20 protein-coding genes and 2 pseudogenes are annotated in these 19896 nt (G+C 37.0%); 18 read left to right on the forward strand and 4 right to left on the reverse strand.

Translation table 11 applies throughout. The annotated features are described in order from the left end of the window. Positions 1-2: 2 nt before the first annotated feature. Entirely contained in the window at positions 3-1151 is a 1149-nt protein-coding gene (locus tag DF947_RS05660) for a DNA polymerase III subunit (protein WP_109928736.1), read from the reverse strand. Positions 1152-1426: 275 nt separating this feature from the next. Between DF947_RS05660 and ruvX the strand changes: the two genes are divergently transcribed. From ruvX to DF947_RS05695, 7 genes are all read left to right on the forward strand, one after another. Beyond that, the gene (gene ruvX, locus DF947_RS05665; protein ID WP_109928737.1) at positions 1427-1843 is read left to right on the forward strand and encodes a Holliday junction resolvase RuvX; all 417 of its coding nucleotides are present in this window, start codon (positions 1427-1429) and stop codon (positions 1841-1843) included. A gap of 8 nt (positions 1844-1851) precedes the next feature. After that, positions 1852-2490 (forward strand): O-methyltransferase, encoded by a 639-nt coding sequence (locus tag DF947_RS05670; RefSeq protein WP_109928738.1) that lies wholly within the window; start codon positions 1852-1854, stop codon positions 2488-2490. An 81-nt stretch (positions 2491-2571) separates the two neighbouring features. Beyond that, the gene (locus tag DF947_RS05675) at positions 2572-3246 is read left to right on the forward strand and encodes a glucosaminidase domain and LysM peptidoglycan-binding domain-containing protein (protein ID WP_109928739.1); all 675 of its coding nucleotides are present in this window, start codon (positions 2572-2574) and stop codon (positions 3244-3246) included. Positions 3247-3303: 57 nt separating this feature from the next. After that, entirely contained in the window at positions 3304-4161 is an 858-nt protein-coding gene (locus DF947_RS05680) for a glucosaminidase domain-containing protein (protein ID WP_109928740.1), read from the forward strand. 48 nt (positions 4162-4209) lie between these two features. Beyond that, positions 4210-4962 carry a hypothetical protein gene (locus DF947_RS05685; protein ID WP_109928741.1) on the forward strand — a complete coding sequence of 251 codons (753 nt, stop codon included), beginning with the start codon at positions 4210-4212 and terminating at the stop codon, positions 4960-4962. Continuing rightward, a complete protein-coding gene (locus DF947_RS05690) occupies positions 4959-5291 on the forward strand; it encodes a hypothetical protein (RefSeq protein WP_109928742.1) in 333 nt (110 codons plus the stop codon). Before DF947_RS05685 ends, DF947_RS05690 begins: the two co-directional genes overlap by 4 nt. An 85-nt stretch (positions 5292-5376) precedes the next feature. Beyond that, positions 5377-6384, forward strand: a complete 1008-nt coding sequence (locus DF947_RS05695; protein WP_109928743.1) for a DUF3078 domain-containing protein — start codon at positions 5377-5379, stop codon at positions 6382-6384. A gap of 798 nt (positions 6385-7182) precedes the next feature. Here DF947_RS05695 and DF947_RS05700 read toward each other — a convergent pair. Continuing rightward, positions 7183-9600, reverse strand: coding sequence for a DUF5916 domain-containing protein (locus tag DF947_RS05700; RefSeq protein WP_109928744.1), 2418 nt, complete (start codon positions 9598-9600; stop codon positions 7183-7185). A 387-nt stretch (positions 9601-9987) separates the two neighbouring features. Here DF947_RS05700 and ffh point away from each other — a divergent pair, with 387 nt between their 5' ends. Continuing rightward, the gene (gene ffh / locus DF947_RS05705) at positions 9988-11325 is read left to right on the forward strand and encodes a signal recognition particle protein (RefSeq protein ID WP_109928745.1); all 1338 of its coding nucleotides are present in this window, start codon (positions 9988-9990) and stop codon (positions 11323-11325) included. Between the two features lie 65 nt (positions 11326-11390). Here ffh and DF947_RS05710 read toward each other — a convergent pair whose 3' ends face one another. Beyond that, entirely contained in the window at positions 11391-11819 is a 429-nt protein-coding gene (locus DF947_RS05710; RefSeq protein ID WP_109928746.1) for an energy transducer TonB, read from the reverse strand. 124 nt (positions 11820-11943) lie between these two features. On the opposite strand from DF947_RS05710, the pseudogene DF947_RS05715 reads away from it, so the two are divergent. Further along, positions 11944-12327: pseudogene (locus tag DF947_RS05715) on the forward strand (magnesium chelatase domain-containing protein); the annotation flags it as partial. Positions 12328-12462: 135 nt separating this feature from the next. Here the strand turns inward: DF947_RS05715 and DF947_RS05720 are convergent. Then, complete coding sequence (locus tag DF947_RS05720) at positions 12463-13461, reverse strand: IS110 family transposase (RefSeq protein ID WP_109928747.1); 999 nt, start codon at positions 13459-13461, stop codon at positions 12463-12465. 261 nt (positions 13462-13722) lie between these two features. Here DF947_RS05720 and DF947_RS05725 point away from each other — a divergent pair. The 9 genes and pseudogenes from DF947_RS05725 to DF947_RS05765 all read left to right on the forward strand — a co-directional run. Further along, positions 13723-14877 (forward strand): annotated as a pseudogene (locus DF947_RS05725) (YifB family Mg chelatase-like AAA ATPase); the annotation flags it as partial. A 26-nt stretch (positions 14878-14903) separates the two neighbouring features. Next, entirely contained in the window at positions 14904-15251 is a 348-nt protein-coding gene (locus DF947_RS05730) for a zinc-ribbon domain-containing protein (protein WP_109928748.1), read from the forward strand. 119 nt (positions 15252-15370) lie between these two features. Then, positions 15371-15610 (forward strand): hypothetical protein, encoded by a 240-nt coding sequence (locus DF947_RS05735; RefSeq protein WP_109928749.1) that lies wholly within the window; start codon positions 15371-15373, stop codon positions 15608-15610. 72 nt (positions 15611-15682) lie between these two features. Continuing rightward, positions 15683-16438 (forward strand): DUF2931 family protein, encoded by a 756-nt coding sequence (locus DF947_RS05740; protein WP_158526234.1) that lies wholly within the window; start codon positions 15683-15685, stop codon positions 16436-16438. A 33-nt stretch (positions 16439-16471) separates the two neighbouring features. Then, the gene (locus tag DF947_RS05745; protein WP_109928751.1) at positions 16472-17353 is read left to right on the forward strand and encodes a DUF6694 family lipoprotein; all 882 of its coding nucleotides are present in this window, start codon (positions 16472-16474) and stop codon (positions 17351-17353) included. A gap of 5 nt (positions 17354-17358) precedes the next feature. After that, the gene (locus DF947_RS05750; RefSeq protein ID WP_109928752.1) at positions 17359-18018 is read left to right on the forward strand and encodes an XAC2610-related protein; all 660 of its coding nucleotides are present in this window, start codon (positions 17359-17361) and stop codon (positions 18016-18018) included. Positions 18019-18108: 90 nt separating this feature from the next. Next, positions 18109-18570: a GyrI-like domain-containing protein gene (locus DF947_RS05755; protein WP_109928753.1), complete on the forward strand. Its 462-nt coding sequence runs from the start codon at positions 18109-18111 to the stop codon at positions 18568-18570. A gap of 19 nt (positions 18571-18589) precedes the next feature. After that, entirely contained in the window at positions 18590-19252 is a 663-nt protein-coding gene (locus DF947_RS05760) for a hypothetical protein (protein ID WP_109928754.1), read from the forward strand. A 25-nt stretch (positions 19253-19277) separates the two neighbouring features. Next, positions 19278-19895, forward strand: coding sequence for a hypothetical protein (locus DF947_RS05765; RefSeq protein WP_109928755.1), 618 nt, complete (start codon positions 19278-19280; stop codon positions 19893-19895). Position 19896: the final 1 nt, after the last annotated feature.

Below are 19896 nucleotides of genomic sequence, written 5' to 3' on the forward strand. Positions count from 1 at the left end.
AATTAATTGTATATATATTGAGTCCCCTGAGGGAGCGTTTTAAACTTTATAATTTTAACCAACTGTAAAGATACATCTAAAAACAGAATTTTTGGGTTTGCATTCCTTTCAATGTGGTAGTGCGCCTTTTCCAGCTCGGCAATAATGGCTTCGGCCATAGGCAATGTAAGCACGTGCGTACTTAGCTTTTTTGCGGTATCTAAGGTTAATGGGGGCAGTTTTACCAATGCTTCTGCACCACTAATTATTAAACAACATTCACGTAAATAATTTACACCATATTTTAAAAAATTCTTCTGATTTTCCCGTCCCCACTTCGCGGCTTCGTCTGTAAAATCAATTAAATCGGGTACTTTGTTTCCAAAACCCATCCGTAACCAACTGGTAAAAGTGCCAGAACTATCGCTTTGCGTATCCGCGGCCAATGCCTTTGCCTCAATTAAATTTCCATCTGCTAAAAAAGCATAATCAATGGCTTGGTGCTCATTTAGCCCGCTTGTGTTTAGCAGATAATCAGAAACTTCATGGCTAGAAAGTTTTGGGATTTTAACAATTTGAGTACGCGATAAAATGGTCGTCAAAATTTGATCCTGACTTTGCGCAATTAAAATAAACAGCGTATTTGCTGGCGGTTCCTCAATTAATTTTAACAGCGCATTGCCCGCCTTATCCAAATATTCGGGCAACCACATAATTAAAACCTTGGTTTGCGCCTCGAAAGCCTTATAGCTCAGTTTTTTGATAATATCGTGGCACTCGGCGATGTTTATGTTGGCCTGTTTGTTAGCTGCATCCAATTTTGAACGCCAAATATCCAAATCAAAATAGGCATCCTGAAGCAGCATATTTCGCCAGTCGTCTAAAACATCAATAGCAGTTTTAACACTTGCTGAGGCAAAGAATGGATAAGAAAAATGTAAATCTGGATGAATGTAGCGCTCATATTTTCTACAGCTAGAGCATTCGCCACAGCTGTCTGTTTCGCCTTTATCCAAACAGTTTATGTATTGTGCATAAGCAATTGCCAAGGGCAAAGCACCAGACCCAGCCGGCGATAAAAACAGTTGCGCATGGCTAATACGGTTTTCTTTAACCGTTTGAACCAATTGTTGCTTAACTCTTTCCTGACCGATGATTTCTTTAAACTGCATTTGGTGCAAAATAAGAAATAGATATGATATTCAATGCCTCGGCATTCTGAACTTGTTTCATTAACTGTTTTTTTTAAAAATTTAAGACATTTATTTTTTAGAAAAGCAAGGTTCGGCAATCCATATTTTAGTTCCTGTCCCTCTTTTCGCTGTATTCCCAATTGAAAAAATTGGGGGATGCCGATGCAATAGGGTTTAGGTGGCCTGGAAATATGCCTTTCTGTTAAAAAAACCCATTTCTTAAAAATCCGTACCTTTGAAACTTTTAATTTAATATGGCTCGAATTCTTGCTTTTGATTACGGAACCAAACGGATCGGCATTGCCGTTACCGACCCCTTGCAGATTATTGCAACCGGCTTAGATACCGTACACCCTAAAGATGCGATCGAGTATGTTAAAAAATATTTGCTTACCGAACAGGTCGAAGCTTTTGTTTTAGGCGATCCGAAGCAAATGGATGGTACAGATTCTGATTCTAAGCAACACGTAAAAGGGTTTTCAACTTTGTTAAAAAAAGCATTTCCAGCTATTCCGCAGCACTGGGTTGATGAACGCTTTACTTCTAAATTAGCCCATCAAACCATTATGCAAAGCGGTTTAAAAAAAATGGACAGAAGAGATAAAGATCGGGTAGATACCATTGCAGCAACCATTATTTTACAATATTTTATGGAAACCAACCGTTTATAATCGAACATATGAGCCTAATAAACGACGATTTACAACAACTTCTAATTAATTATTGCGAGCCCGAAAGCGAATTGCTTAAAAGAATAGACCGCGAAACCAATCTTAAGGTTTTAATGCCACGTATGCTTTCTGGCCATTATCAAGGTCGTGTTCTTAGTTTATTAAGCAAAATGGTTTCGCCAAGAAGAATTTTAGAAATCGGAACGTTTACAGGTTACGCTACGCTTTGTCTGGCCGAGGGCTTATCAAAAAATGGGCTTATTTACACTTTGGATATTAATGCAGAGCTGGAGGACATGGTTCGCAGCAACTTTGCTCAATCGGCCTACAACGAAAAGATCAATTATATTTTAGGCGATGCAACCAAAACCATTAATAATTTAAATGAGGTTTTTGATATCGTATTTATCGATGCCGACAAGAAAAACAACGGCACTTATTACGATTTAATTTTTGACCGCGTTCGCCCAGGCGGGATCATCATTGTTGATAATGTGCTGTGGAGTGGAAAAGTACTTCAGGATCAACAAGATAAAGACACCAAGAATATTACTAATTTTAATGATAAGATAGCTGCAGACCAGCGTGTAGAAAAATTAATTCTGCCCGTTAGAGATGGTTTGTTTGTGATCAGGAAACTAGGTTAATTGCAAAAACTGTTAAATCGGGTACATGATTTTTGCCACCGATTAACCAATTAGACAATTAACCAAATTAACTAAACAAATATGAAAATATTTATTCTTTGCCTCTTCCTTTTAACAGGAACGATTGCTAAAGCCCAAAACACAGAAGATTATATTGCCGAACATGTAGGCTATGCCCAAGAGTTAATGCGTGATCATAAAATCCTGGCAAGTTTAATTTTAGCGGTTGCCATTCACGAGTCAGCCTCTGGCAACAGTAGAATTGCCCAGCATTTAAACAATCACTTTGGTGTAAAAGGGCCCAACAATAATGATGAAATCCGTTCATCCTATCGCGATTACTTAAATGCGGATGAGTCTTATAGTCACTTTGTAGAAATTATGGAAACCCGTTCTCCTTTTAACAATCTTTTCGCAAAATACGATCAATACGATTATAAAGGCTGGGCCAGAGGAATTCAACGTTCTGGTTATGCGCATAGCAGAAGCTGGGCAAGTCAGGTTATTGCACTTGTAAAAAAATACGAGCTCTACCAGTATGATGAGCGCCCCGAAGGTTATGAAGAGCCAATTTATGTTTCTCCAGTTTATCACCGCAAAAAAAGAAGTACAAAAACGACTAAGGGTTATACCGTAAAAGCTGGTGATAATTTAAGTGTGATTGCCAAGAAAAAAGGAACTACGGTAAAAGCCATTATGAAGAAAAATGGCTTAAAGAAAGCCAACTTAAAACCCGGGCAAAAAATTAAGCTTTAACAAAAATTTTAAATCATTATATCATTTACTAATCATTACCTTTTCACTAACATATAAATGCGCCAGTTTATTCATTCCGTTTCTCGTCCTTTCATTTGTATTGCCATTGTAGTAATTTTTCTGAGTTCCTGTTCATCAAGAAAGTTTTCTAAAAACAATAAACAGATAGAGAAAGCCGCCAATAAGGCCAACAACAACAGCTACAAAAGTTATAATACTTTAAGTTATATAGATGAGTTTAAGGCGGTGGCGATAGAAGAAATGAATGCCTATGGAATTCCGGCCAGTATTACTTTGGCTCAGGGAATTTTAGAATCGGGTAGCGGAAACAGCGATTTGGCTAAATACGCAAACAACCATTTCGGCATTAAATGTACATCAGACTGGAAGGGGAAAAATTATTTTAGAGATGATGACCAAAAAAATGATTGTTTTAGGGTTTACAAAGATGCCCGCGAATCGTTTAAAGACCACTCTGAGTTTTTAAAGCGCAAACGCTATAGTTTTCTTTTTCAGCTGGATAAAAATGATTACAAAAGCTGGGCTCAGGGTTTAAAAACTGCAGGTTATGCCACCAATCCGAAATATCCAGATCTGTTAATTAGTACGATCGAGAAATATCAGCTGTATCAGTACGATCAATCGGAAAGCGAAAAACAGAAAATTGCCCGTGAGGATCGCGTATTTACAGAGATCAATCAAAATATCCCGCAGGAAAAAAAGAAATTTACACCTGTTGAAACACCTCCCGTAGGCGCTAAACCAATTTTGGCCGATGGAACGTATACTGTTGTAAAGGGAGATACTTTGTATAATATTGCAAAACGTTTTAACTTAACCGTTGATGAGCTTAAAATGCTAAACAGCATGGCAACCGATGCAATAAAATTAGGACAAATCCTTAAGGTTAAATAATGTTAATCCTAATTATTGCCTAAAGCTTATTTGTAGTTTTGTAACCCAATGAAATTTATTACTGCGTTTATTTTCTTTTTTTGCCTTTCGGCGATGCTGTATGCCCAAACCAAACCTTTGGCTGGGATTGTTATTGATAAAGAAACCAAACAGCGGTTAGCAAAGGTTTACATTTATAACATTAGAACCGGCGATGGGCTTTATAACAATACCAAAGGCGAATTTAGCACTTTTGCTGTTCCTGGCGATACATTGGTGGCGGCGCTTTCGGGGTATGGTGTAGATACCATGGTTTTTAAAGGTCAGCCGGCGGCCTATTTCCAGTTAAAATCTTTAGGCATTAGATTAAGGGATGTAATTATTCAGCAAAAAAGATTAACGCCACAACAGCAATATGAAAAGTCGGTAAAGGAATATCGGTATGCAACCATTAAGGGAAGCAGTAAAGACCTTTTAAATTTAAGTAATGGAGGCGTTGGATTAGGAATAGATGCGATCTACAATTTGCTGAGCAGACAGGGAAGAAATGCCCGCCATTTACAGAAGATCCTGGAAAAGGATTATAGGGAAGATCTAATTGATTATCGGTTCAATGCGACTTTAGTTCAAAAAATATTAGGCATTAAAGACGATGAGCTGACTGATTTTATGCAACAATACAGGCCAACTTACCAGTTCGTGCTCGATGCTACAGATTATTCCTTTAATCTATTTATTCGCAACGCATATAAAAGTTATCGCTTAAATCCAAAAGCCTTACAATTACCGCCTTTGCCCAAACTAACCATTGATAAACTGTGAAAGCGCCAATTTTGGTTATTAAACATTTACCCGCTTCAGGGATGGCCATATTTCCATTTATATTGTTAAAATCAGAACGATTAAAAAATGATAAAGAAATTATCAATCATGAAAAAATTCATCTGCGCCAGCAACTCGAATTACTGATTTTGCCCTTCTATGTTTTCTACGTCTTAAATTATCTATTTAATCGTTTAAAGTATGGAGAACATTATTTGGCTTATCGAAATATTATCTTCGAAAAAGAGGCCTATGACCATGAAAAAGATTTAAATTATTTAAAAAAAGGAAATTGGTTTGGCTGGTTGAGGATAAGCAAAACACCATAATTTGACCTGAAATTTGAAGCCTCGATCGTTATTCATTTCACTAAAACCTTTTAATCTCTAAAATTTTTCATTTTCTTTGTAACCAATGAAGAAACTTGTAGCCTCCCTAGTTATCATTCTCAGCATCTGCTCTGTAAGATCATACTCTCAGGAGATTGATACAATTCCGATCAATACCAAAGACCTTAACATTAAGCTTAAACGTAGTCCGTTGCCTAGCAGACAGGGTCCTTTAAACTTCGAACCCGTAAAACTTAAGCCTTATGTAGTTAACGCAAAAGTTAACTATTGGAAAACCCGAACCAATATTGGCATCAACGTTAACCAAGCACAGTTTAGCAACAACTGGAAGGGTGGTGGCGTAAATTCTGTTGCTGTAGGTGGATTATTAAACTACAAAGCAGAATACAATAAAAATAGCTATAGCTATGTAACTGAGGTTATTTTGCAGTATGGTAAGGTAAAAAACAAGGATCAACTGCAAAAGAAAACCAACGATAGAATTTTTTGGGATAATAAGGCTTCCTTCCAATTATCAAAAAACTGGTTTTTCTTCGGATCGGTAAGTTTTGAATCTCAGTTTGATAACGGCTATAGATATTATAGAGATAACAATACCCAAGAAGAACAACAGGTTTTAATTTCTAGGTTTATGGCACCTGGGTATTTAACCGAATCTATCGGTTTTGAATATAAGCCTGTAAAATATTTTTCTACCAGAATTGGTACGGGTACAGCAAGACAAACTTTTGTGCTTGATAGTACGGTTTACGATGGCAAAACCAACGTTTATGGTGTAGATAAAGGGAAAAAATTTCGTAACGAACTCGCCTTTCAGGTTGTAAGTTCATTTGATAAGGATATTTTTCCGAACACAAATTTAAAGGCAAGATACCTGATGTTCGTTCCTTATGAAGACATTACCTGGTCTAAAATTGATCACCGTTTAGATATCGCAATAACAGCCAAAATAAATCGCTTTATGAACACCAGTTTAACTGGCGTTATGCTTTTTGATGCGGATACTGGTACCAATAAAATTCAGGCTAACCAAACTTTGGCGCTTGGCTTTGGCTTTACATTTCCGAGGTAATTTTTTTATTTAATCTGTTTGTTGAAACCGGCTATGAATTGTTTGGCGCTCTAACCGGAGTTCATTGCAGTCTGCTTCAGCTGACTGTTTACTAAGGGATACAAGGCTTTAGCCAAAATAAATAATCTATTAAATCCGTTTGTTGAAACCGGCAATGAATTGTTTGGCGCTCTAACCAGATTTCATTGCAGTCTGCTTCAGCCGACTGTTTACTAAGGGATACAGGGCTTTAGCCAAAATAAATAATCTATTAAATCCGTTGGTTGAAACCAACGGCAATGAATTGTTTGGCGCTCTAACCAGATTTCATTGCAGTCTGCTTCATCTGACTGTTTACTAAGGGATACAAGGCTTTAGCCAAAATAAATAACTCATTATCCGTTGGTTGAAACCAACGGCAATGAATTGTTTGGCGCTCTAACCAGATTTCATTGCAGTCTGCTTCAGCTGACTGTTTACTAAGGGATACAAGGCTTTAGCCAAAATAAATAACTCATTATCCGTTGGTTGAAACCAACGGCAATGAATTGTTTGGCGCTCTAACCAGATTTCATTGCAGTCTGCTTCAGCTGACTGTTTACTAAGGGATACAAGGCTTTAGCCAAAATAAATAACTCATTATCCGTTGGTTGAAACCAACGGCAATGAATTGTTTGGCGCTCTAACCAGATTTCATTGCGGTCTGCTTCAGCTGACTGTTTACTGAGGAATACAAGGCTTTAGCCAAAATAAATAACTCATTATCCGTTGGTGGAAACCAACGCAATGAATACTTCATCTGACTGAGCTTTCAAAAATCTATTTTTTCTTCTTTTTAAAATCTAAATAATCGATGTAATACAGCACCTTTACCGATAGGCTGTTGTTTTGCGGTGCCGATAAAATTCCATCTAGATTTCTATTGTATCGTTGCGTATAAAAAGTATCATAGGTTTCTGCGGCATCTTTATAAGAAACAGAAAGTGTACTTCCCGGAGCAAACTGCCATGTATAAATTAAATCGATGTTAAATACATTGTAGTTTCTATCGGTTCCGGTTAGTGGGGCGCCCTGATAATTGGTTAAGTTCCCATCAGGTTTAAGCAAGAAAAATTCTTTGTTTCTCCGGTCACTCCAATAATGCCTTAACACAACCGTAAAACCCATTTTATTGGTAAAGGTATATTTTGCATCAAAAGAATTTTCTACCGTTCTCCTATCGTAACGCGAAAATATAGACTGACCACCAAGCGATGTTACCCAATTCACATAATCGTAATTTGGGTTAAAGTTTAAATCCAAACCAAAGGCGATCTTATCGTTTAATCTGAGGTTTTGGAAAAAGTAAAAATTATACGATCTTCCATTAAAAAGCTGTTGTTCCTGATAGCGAATATTTCCGCCAAAGTTATAGGCTTTTGCACGGTTTGGATTAATGTACAAACCTATCCCGAAGCTTTCCGGAGCTTTATATACCTGTCCGTTTCTCGATTCGTAAAAATCGTTTCTTTGTGCATCATAATTAAGATCCAACTCTGCCGACCATAAGTTTTTGAATCTTACATAAGAGCCTCCATTCAAGCCAAAACTTTGGTAATCACCTGGAGTTGTTCTTCTCGAATATAAAATGTTAAGCCAATTCTGCCATTCATTATACCATTTGCTGGGTTTAAAAATATTGTATCCAAAACCCAATCGCTGATCTAAAAAGTTATTATTGGTAAAAAAGCCCATGTCTGATGGATCAAATTTATCATCAGCATAAACCTGATTGTAATTCCAGGTAAAATTTCCGCTTTGCTTCCCAAATCTTAAAGTATAGCTGTAACCAGTACTCGTTTCTGTGCCTCGTAAATAACTCATTTTGCCCCCACCGCTAACAAAGTATTTATTGTCTTTATTATTTAAACTGAAAAGTAGCGCACTTACATTTGCATCGTAGGCACTTCCCTGCCTTAAAACGTTTGTGTTTATAAAAGTAGCCGAGCTGTTGTTTTTTAACGATTGATCAAAAACCAAAATATTATAATTGGTTAGCGGCTGTGTCTCTACCTCACGAAGATTTCCATTTGCATCTTCTACCTCGGTTTGCATGCCATTGGTTATTGCATTGAAAATGCCAATGCCCAAACCCTTTGCCGTACGCCCAGAAATTTTTGTGGCATTTAAAACCTTCGCCTCTGTTTGATCTTTTACAATTTTATCTCCGCTGGTAATTTGGCTATAATCGTAATACGATGGAATGGAGCCAATTCGCTTGGAATAAAACAAATCTCCTTTATTAAAGAGTTCAGTTCCTTCTGTAAAAAATTGCCTATTCTCATTAAACTTTACCTCAAATGGGGTTAAGTTTAAAATGCGATTATCAGATTGCACCTGGCCAAAATCGGGAACCAAAGTCATATCTAAAGTAAAGCTGTTATTGATTCCGTATTTTACATCCATACCACCGTTAAATCGGGTAGTGGTATTTTTTACGCCTGGTAAATTAATTGGATAATGATTGATATAACCCGACACATAGGGTGAAAACGATAAACGCAATGGTGGCTTAATATCTTTAACACCCATCCAAAGGCCTTCTTGATTGATAAAACCATTAACTTTAGGATCAACAAAACTCCAAAAAGTCTGCGTATTTGTTCTTTGGATTCGGCGACTAAAATTTAATCCCCAGTTCTGGATATCCTTACTCGAAAAACGCAGGGCAGAATAGGGAATTTTCATCTCACAAGTCCAGCCTTTATCGTCTATTTTTACTTCGCTTTCCCAAACCGCATTCCAGTTTGGATCTTCATCCCCAATCTGCGAGTATTTGGCATCGAACTGCACGCCTGCAGCGGTTACAAAGAAACCGTTACCATTCATTTTATCGTAAAATGGATCAAAAATAATGGAGATAAAATCGGCGTTACCAACATTATCACGAGAAACCAGTTCGTGCGAAACGCTATCTGGATTATCGTACATGCGGGCATAAACGTAAATGGCCACATCATCATAAAGCACTTTCATCTCTGTACGCTTTGCCTGTCCTTCTACACGGCCAGGAGTTGGCCTAATTTCAAAAAAATCTGTCGCAATGGGTACATTAACCCAACATGCATCATCCAAAACACCATCAATTTTAGGCATTTGAGCAGTTCTAACGGCAACCAATTGTTTTTGTATAGCAGGGTTTTGAGCTTGGCAAAAGGAATAAGCGAAGAGGAGAAATAGGAATGCGTAGCGTTTCATTTGGTTGGTTTAGTTTATATAAGACTGCAATCATTCCAAAATGTTGCATCAAAACCAAAAAATATGATTTTTGAATTGATCTTTTTGCTAGCCATTTAATTTGACATTTTTAACGGTTTGAATGATAAGCCATTGTACCTAAACCCGAAAGTAGCGTTAGCCCCATCCCAATTTTACATCGGGGCTATTAGGGCTATAGCGAATTGCGGGACTGTAGCCTGCCAGATGCGAATTGCAGCTCATTTCCAAAAAATAATCGTTCGCATTCGTTCAGCTAAATATTTTTGACTTTGAGTAGCAAAGATTTACAATCAAAATTTGATACATTTGCCTTTTATTAAAAACATTGGCTTTTACCATTGGTAATAGCTTATAGCTTAAAAAAACATGTTTGATAATTTACAGGACAAGCTAGACAGAGCATTTAAAGTATTAAAAGGACAAGGCAGCATTACGGAAATCAACGTGGCAGAAACCATGAAAGAAATTCGTAAAGCATTATTAGATGCCGACGTTAACTATAAAACCGCCAAAGCATTTACAGATGATGTAAGGCAAAAAGCATTGGGGCAAAATGTATTAACAGCCGTTTCGCCTGGGCAATTGCTCACCAAAATAATGAACGATGAGCTTGCTGCCTTAATGGGTGGCGAGGTTACCGAATTAGATACGAAAGCAAACCCAACAATTATCTTAATTGCGGGCTTAAACGGTGCGGGTAAAACTACTTTTGCCGGCAAGCTCGCTTTGCATTTAAAGGGCAAAGGCAAAAAACCTTTATTGGTAGCTGGCGATATGTACCGCCCTGCAGCGGTAGATCAGTTGGAGGTTTTGGGTACTTCGGTTGGGGTTTCTGTTTTCGCAAACCGCGAATCAAAAGACCCTGTTGCCATTGCCTTAGAAGGTATTGCTCATGGTAAGCAAAATGGAAATAACGTAATTATTATTGATACCGCCGGGCGTTTAGCAATCGATGAATCTTTAATGAACGAGATTTCGGAGGTTAAAGCCAAAACCCAACCGCACGAAATTTTATTCGTTGTCGATTCGATGACTGGGCAAGATGCTGTTAATACCGCAAAAGTATTTAACGATCGCCTTGATTTTACGGGTGTTGTTTTAACCAAGTTAGATGGCGATACCCGTGGTGGTGCGGCGCTTTCTATTAAATCGGTTGTAAACAAGCCGATTAAATTTATTGGTACTGGCGAGAAAATGGAAGCATTGGATGTCTTCTATCCAGATCGTATGGCATCGCGTATTTTAGGTATGGGTGATGTGGTTTCACTTGTAGAACGTGCTCAGATGCAGTTCGACGAGAAAGAGGCTGCAGAATTACAGAAAAAAATCCGCAAGAATAAATTCGATTTTAACGATTTCTATAACCAGATTCAGCAGATTAAGAAGATGGGAAATATGAAAGATTTGATGGGCATGATTCCTGGTGTTGGCAAAATGATGAAGAATGTAGACATTCAGGATGATGCGTTTAAATCTATCGAGGCAATTATCAATTCCATGACGCCTTTCGAAAAAGAAAATCCAGATAGCATTCAGCAAAGCCGCCGTTTGCGTATTGCAAAAGGTTCTGGCAGCAAGGTAGAAGAAGTAACCAAGCTGATTAAACAATTTGAAGATATGCGCAAAATGATGAAGCAGTTTTCTAATCCGGCAGCAGCAGCCGCAATGATGAAAGGTATGCCGAAAATGCCATTTGGAAGATAAGCTTAAGCGAAAATAAAATAATTTAAATATTCTAATCCCGATCCGCAATGGTTGGGATTTTTTGTTTAAATGGAGCCATAATTAATTGCAGGATGTACTTTTGATCTCACCATTTTTTTCTTTAAAACTGCAGGTATCCATTTTCCGGAAGATTTTATCAACCAAAGTGCGTCTTCATCGCATTGGGAATTTAAACCTCTCCAGATTACGAGATCGGTGATACTTCCATCTTTTTCTACCACCATTGATAAATATACTTTTCCCTTAACTTGAAACTTTTTGTCCATTTTGGGATATCTGGATTTATCTAAAAGATATTTTCTCCAAGCAGATTCTCCATGGGGAAAATGAGCCCTCTCGTCAACTTCATTGCTATTATAAACATGATTCTTTTTTGCTTTCTTCCAATCAACTACAACATCTTGAGTTCTTATCTGGGAATAAGATTGTGTGTTTAACAATAAGAAGAATATAACTAAAAGCGTTTTAAACATAATTTTTAAATATTAAACTAAAAATATGGATTAAGAATCATATTCTTATATTAGCATAAAACCAATTATTCATCCCAGAATAAACCAACATCCCGCTTTAATTTTCTAGAAACGATTTTTTTTAATGCTTGTAAAAACATACGGAAGTGCTGTATTCGGGGTAAATGCACTTACTATAACAATTGAGGTTAACATTAGTGGGGGAAATAAATACTTTATGGTTGGTTTGCCAGATAACGCCGTAAAAGAAAGTTTGCAACGCGTAGAAAGTGCCATTCATGTTTCGGGTTTTAGAATGCCAAGGCAAAAAATTGTTGTAAACTTGGCACCAGCTGATATTAGAAAAGAAGGTTCTGCATATGATTTGCCCATCGCTATTGGAATTTTAGCGGCCTCGGGGCAAATTCCTTCAGAAGAACTCGATAAATATTTCATCATGGGCGAGCTTTCATTGGATGGAAACATTCAACCCATTAAAGGTGCATTGCCTATCGCAATTCAAGCGCAGTATTCTAAGACTTTTACAACATTTTTATTTTTTTATGAAAAAAAAGCAATTACAGGTAGAAAATAAAGGCATTACAAACCCCTACGTCAAAAATCATGATGACGTTGATTTGGATATTTGCCAACCTAATGCTAGCTACGCCGCATATTTGACTATATCGACATACGGGGTCTTTCTAGCCACAACGGCAAACGCCCGAGCAAGCATTTTGTTCCTTATTATGTTCATAACGGACATTTTACTCTTTCCGCCCTGAACACGCCTAGCCATATAGGACCGCATTTCGGTGTCATGCAAGGAAGCACACAGAGCCGCCAAATGGAGCATTTTCTTCATTTGCTTGTTGGCCAGTGAAATTACTTTTGTCTTGCCGAGAAATGTTGTTCCAGACTGGTTCTCAAATGGTGCGATCCCAGCATAACATGCAAACTTTCGCCAGTTAGAAAACCTGCTAAAATTGTGCGTAAAAACGATCAGATGAATTGCTATGGTCTTTCCAATGCCTTTAATGGTGGTTACCAGATCATAGTTGAGCTTCAATTCCGGATTGCTATCAATAATAAGCTTCATTGTGTCATCAATGCGGCGAATTTGTTCTTTTAAAGTATTAATCACCTGTTGATAAACATCAGACATATCTAACGCAGCTGTTCTATCCAGAAATCGTGCCTGTTCGCCCTGGGTGGCCTCAAAGCCACCTCGTTGCCTTACCAGACGATCACGAAGGGCAAGCAATGGTTGGAGCTGCATAATCTGCCGTGAGGGGAACTTGGTAAGCTGTAACGTTTCGCGATACAGATAGCCATATTCTGCTATCCGCCTGGCATCTATTTTATCGTTTTTGCCACGGGTTATACCTAATGACCGTTTGATCTGAAGAGCACTCATCATTGAATAATCAATATTGATCTCTTCTAAGAAAAGTGCAACATGAAGCGAATACAGACCGGTATGCTCGAATGTGACATGCATGTTGTTCAAGTTGAGATCAGGATCTATTTTCTGAATCCAACTGATCATTGAATCAAAACCGCGTCTGCCGTTCTGGAATTTTTTGTGATGATTGGTTTTGTGTACATAGACATCAATTGTTGCCTTCGATACGTCAATTCCAATAAAAGTTGTGTAATGCATATTGGTTGTTTATTGGTTATAAAGTGTTGCGAGACTAAAACTATTACAAGGCCCTTTCGCCTAAAATTCTAACTGGTCTTTTGGCAACGTTTAAGGCTGAAACAGGGACTAATACTGCACATAAGGTCTTTAAACCTAGCAAGATGGATAGTTCACCCCGTTTCACGCCAAAATCTTTAAAAAATTATTTAATAACATCAAGAATTACGAGTTTCAAATCATACTAGCACTGAAGCGAATTGATTACCACGAAGGTAATAGCAAGATGGCTTTACCGGATTTATATTACCCAAACAAAACGTTAGGGAAGCAGCCATTGTTGATGGACTAACTGCTTATGGTGTAGAAAATTTAGCACAGGTTATTCGCTTTTTCAATAAATCAGAAACACTAGCGCCTACAAAAGTTGATACAAAAGAAGAATTTTTAAAAAATATTGGAAATTACGAACACGATTTCTCGGATGTTAAAGGACAGGAAAATATAAAGCGAGCCTTAGAAATTGCGGCCGCCGGTGGTCATAATGTAATCTTAATCGGTCCGCCAGGCGCAGGCAAAACCATGTTGGCCAAGCGTTTACCAACAATACTTCCCCCATTAAACCTTTACGAAGCTTTAGAAACCACCAAAATTCATTCTGTAGCCGGCAAACTTTCTGCAGCTGATGCGTTGATGACGATTCGCCCTTACCGATCGCCCCACCATACCATTAGCGATGTTGCTTTGGTTGGCGGGGGCATGAACCCGGCTCCCGGCGAAATATCCCTGGCACACAACGGAGTGCTCTTTTTGGATGAGTTACCAGAATTTAAACGCACAGTTTTAGAAGTAATGCGTCAGCCATTGGAAGATCGGAAAGTGGCCATTTCAAGAGCTCGTTTTTCGGTAGAATATCCGGCAAGTTTTATGCTTGTAGCCTCTATGAACCCATGTCCCTGCGGTTTTTATAATCACCCTGAAAAAGAATGTGTTTGTGCTCCGGGTGTGGTTCAAAAATATCTGAGCAAAATTTCTGGCCCGCTGTTGGATAGAATAGATTTACATGTAGAGGTTACGCCCGTTAATTTTTCAGAGCTGGCCTCAACCCGCGAAGCGGAAAAAAGCGAACTAATCAGAGCTAGGGTAATTAAAGCTAGAGAGATTCAAGATCATCGCTTTGCGGATAAAGAAGACTTACATTATAATGCGCAAATGAGTCCTAAAATGGTTCGCAAGGTTTGCCAGATTAGCGATGATGGAACAACACTTTTAAAATCTGCCATGGAACGCTTGGGTTTATCGGCGAGAGCCTATGATAGGATATTAAAGGTAGCCAGAACAATTGCAGATTTAGATGGAAGCGAAAACGTAGAATTAGAACACTTAGCCGAATCTATTAATTATAGAAGCTTAGATAGAGATGGCTGGGCGGGTTAATAATAAAACTTAAATAAAAATATATTATGATTTTCTTTTTTGGAACCAGAGCTACATCGGTACTTACAGAACTTGTGCCCAATTTATCCTGCCAATATTGCGGCGAACAGAGAATGTATCTAGTAATCAGCTCAAGATATTTCCATTTCTTTTGGATTCCGATGTTTCCAATAGGCAAAAGCACGTATACGGTTTGTAATCATTGCAAGCAAACTTTATCAATAAATCAAATGCCTCAAGAATATAGGATAGCCATTGCCGATCAGGCTGCAAAGGCCAAAACTCCAGTTTGGCAATTCGCTGGACTTATGATTATTGGAGTTTGTATAGCAGTGCCTATACTTATTGGCATAATTGCTAAAATTACGCACTAGAAATTCTTATAAATGGGGTATTTAAATGAAAACAATAAACAAAACTATTAGCTTAGTTAACTGTATTTTTATTATGAAGTAAAATTGACAAGAAAATTTGGCTTAAATTTTTATCGCTTATGGAAGAAAATTCAGTTGAAATTCAAAAGAAGAGAAATAGTGGCCTTACGGTTGTCCTTATTGTTGTTAATGTTTTTTTGGCTCTACTTTATGCAAACGTAACCGATAACAGCGAAGATCAAACCTATATCAATTATGTTTGGTTAGCGGGGAGTTTAACCTTTTTATTGGGTGGATTTGCTTTTACTTACATGGCAAAGATTACAGGTGGGGAAAATGGCTATTTGCCCTCTCGTTAATTGTTTCTTTGGGCTTTTTGGCCCTGTTAATTATGGCTACAGGCTTGGCACATGCTTTTCATAACTAAGCAGATGAAAATAAACCGATTAAATAAAATCTATATTGTGCTTTCCATTACATTGGTTGTGGCAACCATAATTAAGATTTTAAATTATAAAGGCTGGGAACGGTTTTATTATTTTACAAGCATTTGTGCACCCCAAAACTATCCAATTGCCATTCATGATGCTTATTTCCTTACCGGAGAGGGTGAGGACGATTTTGCCTGGATAAATTTCGAAGATGTAAAAAACTTTACGTCCAAGTGGGGCGAAGAATATTACAGTCAAGAGGCACGCGACCGATTAAGATTACCAACCAAATTGGTTTTGCAATATGCCTCCTACCGCGATCAGAAATTTTATAGCGATACCTTGGACTTACCTCAAAAAAAGATTTTGAATATTTTTAAATCTGCCTTGAAAAACAAGACAGCAATCGCCTTTTCTTCTGGTGGCGGAATGGTTAAAAAAGGACTAAATTTTTTGGTCGGTATTGCAAATGATGGAAACATCATCGTTTGGTTAAGAGGCGTATTTCTTGAAAAAGTAATTTTTAAGGGAAAGATAAAACCACATGAACCACAAGGTGACGAAACCTATTTTGAGAAACGTTTGCCAAAGGCTGCGTACTTAAAAAAGATGTTCGAGGATTTACCAGATAGCGTTAAAACTAAGCTAAACAGTGGCTTCGATGCAAAAGTAAATTACATCGATAGTCCGACATATTACATAGAAAAGAACCGGAAACTCTGGGAATATCAAAAGAAAAACAAATACATAGACTGATAAAAGAAATCGATCCTTAACCTATAAATTACCATGAAAAACAACATTTTAATCTTATTTATCTGCACCATTCTGCTCAGTAGTTGTGGCCCCAAAATCTCGGGAAAGGACGAAGCTTCTTTCAAATCTTCCAAAGCAAAAATGGAAGAGAAATTAAGCAAAGCTGAAAAAGAAAATCTGGAAAAAGCTTTACGCATTGTGGTGTTAAAAGCCATGAAAGAAAAATGGAATCATTCAACCGATGAACGCTATAAGGGAAAATCTTTCGATGCCATTTCGCTAAAAATGATTGATGGTAAAACCTATTCTGGTATTGTAAAATTTGCCGAAGATTTTCTGAAGGAAGACAAAGAAGAAAAAATAACAAACGGAAAAAAAGAGCTTGATTCGTTAAATAAGGAGTTAATACAGCTCAAAGCTAAAACAAAAGATCTGGATAAATTTAAGCTGACCAAAATCAGCATTAGTGAGGACGATTTCTTTGGACCAACACCTTTTTTAGATTTAACTTTTTTAAATCAAACCGGAAGAAAAATTATTGGCGATTACATGTATCAAATCGATATTTATTCGAAAGCCACCGGAAAGTTAATTGCATCACAGCAACAAGGAGGCGGTTTTAATGAAGGAGCTGGAGTAAATCCCAATGAAGAAGATCTTTATCACCAACCTTTATTAAGTGAAGCAATTGCCCACAGTACTTTATGGAAATCGGTTAAGTATCCAACAACAGATTTATCAAAATTTGATTTGGTTGTTAAGGCTTATCCGGTAAAACTTACCACGAAAGAAGGGACATTGGAACGCCCAAAAAACCTGGCAGATTTAGAGAAAGAAATCAAAGAACTAAACCAACAATTGATTGAGCTAAACAAAACCGAAGGCACCTTAGATGAGCTGGAATTAACACCGTAAATGTTATGAAAATCTTCTTCTCCATATTTATTTTATTAATCATTTTTTCTTGTAGAGGTAATGCTCTACGGAAAAAAAACATACAACAAGCAGATGCCATTCCAAAAAAACAAGCATCAGCAAAAACTATTAATCAATTGGATACAAATTGTGTTTTTCAAAATTATCACCCCTTTGCAGATACGAATTATGTGGTTACAATAAAAAATTGCCCTGAAAGGTATAAAGAGTTAGAACATAATGCAACAATTACGTTTAGCAAGGGAAAACAGGTGTTTTTAAAAGATAGCCTATTCATCAAAATTCAAAATGATTTTGTAGACTTTAAGGATTTTAATGGTGATGGCATTAAAGACATTCTCATTTTTTCTGAAACTGGAGGCCGAGGCGGAAATTCCTTTTGTTATTTATATCTGGTAGATGCCAAAAATAAAACGATAAACCGTGTAAAGGATTTCGAAAATGTTGTTAATCCGGAGTACAATAAAAAGCATAAGGTTATTGTCGCTTATGGTTTATCGGGAACAAATAATTACAGCATATATAAAATTTCTAAAGACCATAAAGTCTACCAAATTGGTAAAAGTTTTGAAGATACTTTTGAGAGCAATGCTGATGTTTTAGATAAAGAAATCACTAAAATTTTGAACAGATATAATAAATAATTTACCCAATTTTTTAATACGTAATACAAAGCCTTGACATAGGGCTGTCAACATACCAAACTACTTTTATGAAAAAAAACATATAAGAATATGCTACAACTAAAATCATTTTACGTAATCGGTATTGCTGTTAGAACCACTAACGAAAATGGACAAGCTGGAAAAGATATTCAGGCCATGTGGACAACATTTATGACAGATAATATTTTAGCGAAGATCCCGAATAAAACATCAACTACGGTTTATGGCATTTACACCGATTACGAACTCGATTATACAAAGCCGTACACCACAATACTTGGTTGTGAAGTAAAAAATTTAGATGAAATTCCAGAGGGAATGGTCGGTAAAAAAATTGATGCCGGTTTGTACCAAAAATTTGAAGCGAAAGGGAATTTAATGCAGGGCGTGGTATACCAAGAATGGGAAAAAATTTGGACTATGGATTTGAATAGGGCTTACACTGCCGATTTCGAGGTGTATGATGAAAAATCCCAGAATCCAGAAGATGCGATGGTAGAAATATTTATCGCAATAAATAATTTTGATTAACTAAATACTGAAAGCCGTAATGAAACTACTTCCTGTGCTCATCTTATTTTTCTCTTTAAATACTTCTGCCCAAATATCGAAAAAGCTTGTTGCGCCTGTGGGTTATACAAAAATTTTAGAAGCAACCGGCGACTTAGATCAGGATGGAATAAATGAAGTGGTTATAGCCTATAATACCAATAAGAAAAACGACAGCATAGGGTTTAAAAGAGAATTATGCATCTATAAAATTTTTGGCGGTTCACTCAAGCTTTGGAAACAAAATTCGTCGGTTCTTTGGAATAGTAATGATTGTGGTTTTTGCCTGGATGAAGGCGTAAATCTATCTCTAAATATTAAAAATAACAGGATAATTATAGCGCAAACGTTTCAACATAATTCTAGGCATTACAGTACCAATCGTAATATTTTTCGCTATCAAAATGGAGATTGGTATGTTATAGGTTCCTGCTATAATGATTATGATACCTGCGATTTCGATTTTAAATACGACATTAATTTTTCGACCAAGCAGGTCTTTGTAGATTATACTTTTGGCGATTGTGATGATAATACGCCCATCCCCAAAGACAGCCAATTAAAATTTAAATACCCATTCAAATCAATTCCAAAAATGGATGGATTTACTGCAGGCAAAACAGAGATCAAAATTCCGAACTCAAAGAAATATTTTTACTATTAACCATCATTACCATAATTCTCAAAACATGAAAATCAATAAAGCCATAATCATACTTACACTGTGTGTATTCGGTTGCAAAAACAAGTCTAAACTCGATCACCCATTAAATGATTCTTTAAAAAAAGATACCGTTATCACCAGTACAACAATAGTTAAAGATACTTCGACAATTGATCCTTCAGACTCAAATAATAACGAAGAGATTTATCATGCTGATAGTGTTAATTTCGAAAAATTTGCCCTTGATGCAAAACCAAGCACAGTTAAAGCGCCTATCGATTGGTCGAGCTATCCAGAGGCAAAAGATTTTAAAACACGAATTACAGAGGCCTATACATCAAATGAAGTCAGTTTTGCGGGAAATTATGTTTTGGCAAGATTTGGATGTGGCGCAAGCTGTATAATGGGCTTCATGGTAGATGTAAGAGATGGAAAAATTTACGATTTGCCACTAGGCGAAGAAAACTCCTGCTCATTTGCCGAAGATAGAGCCATATGCAAAACAAACAGTCGGCTATTTATATCCAGCATCTGCAAAGAAAAGCCAGAATCTACAAAAGTTTATTACCTAGCCTATTTATGGAATGAGGATAAAAAAGAATTTAACAGCATCAAAAATGAAGATGAATTTTTAAAGAAATAAA

This window comes from Pedobacter paludis (genome assembly GCF_003173575.1).
In the GTDB taxonomy this organism is placed as follows: Bacteria; Bacteroidota; Bacteroidia; order Sphingobacteriales; family Sphingobacteriaceae; genus Pedobacter; species Pedobacter paludis.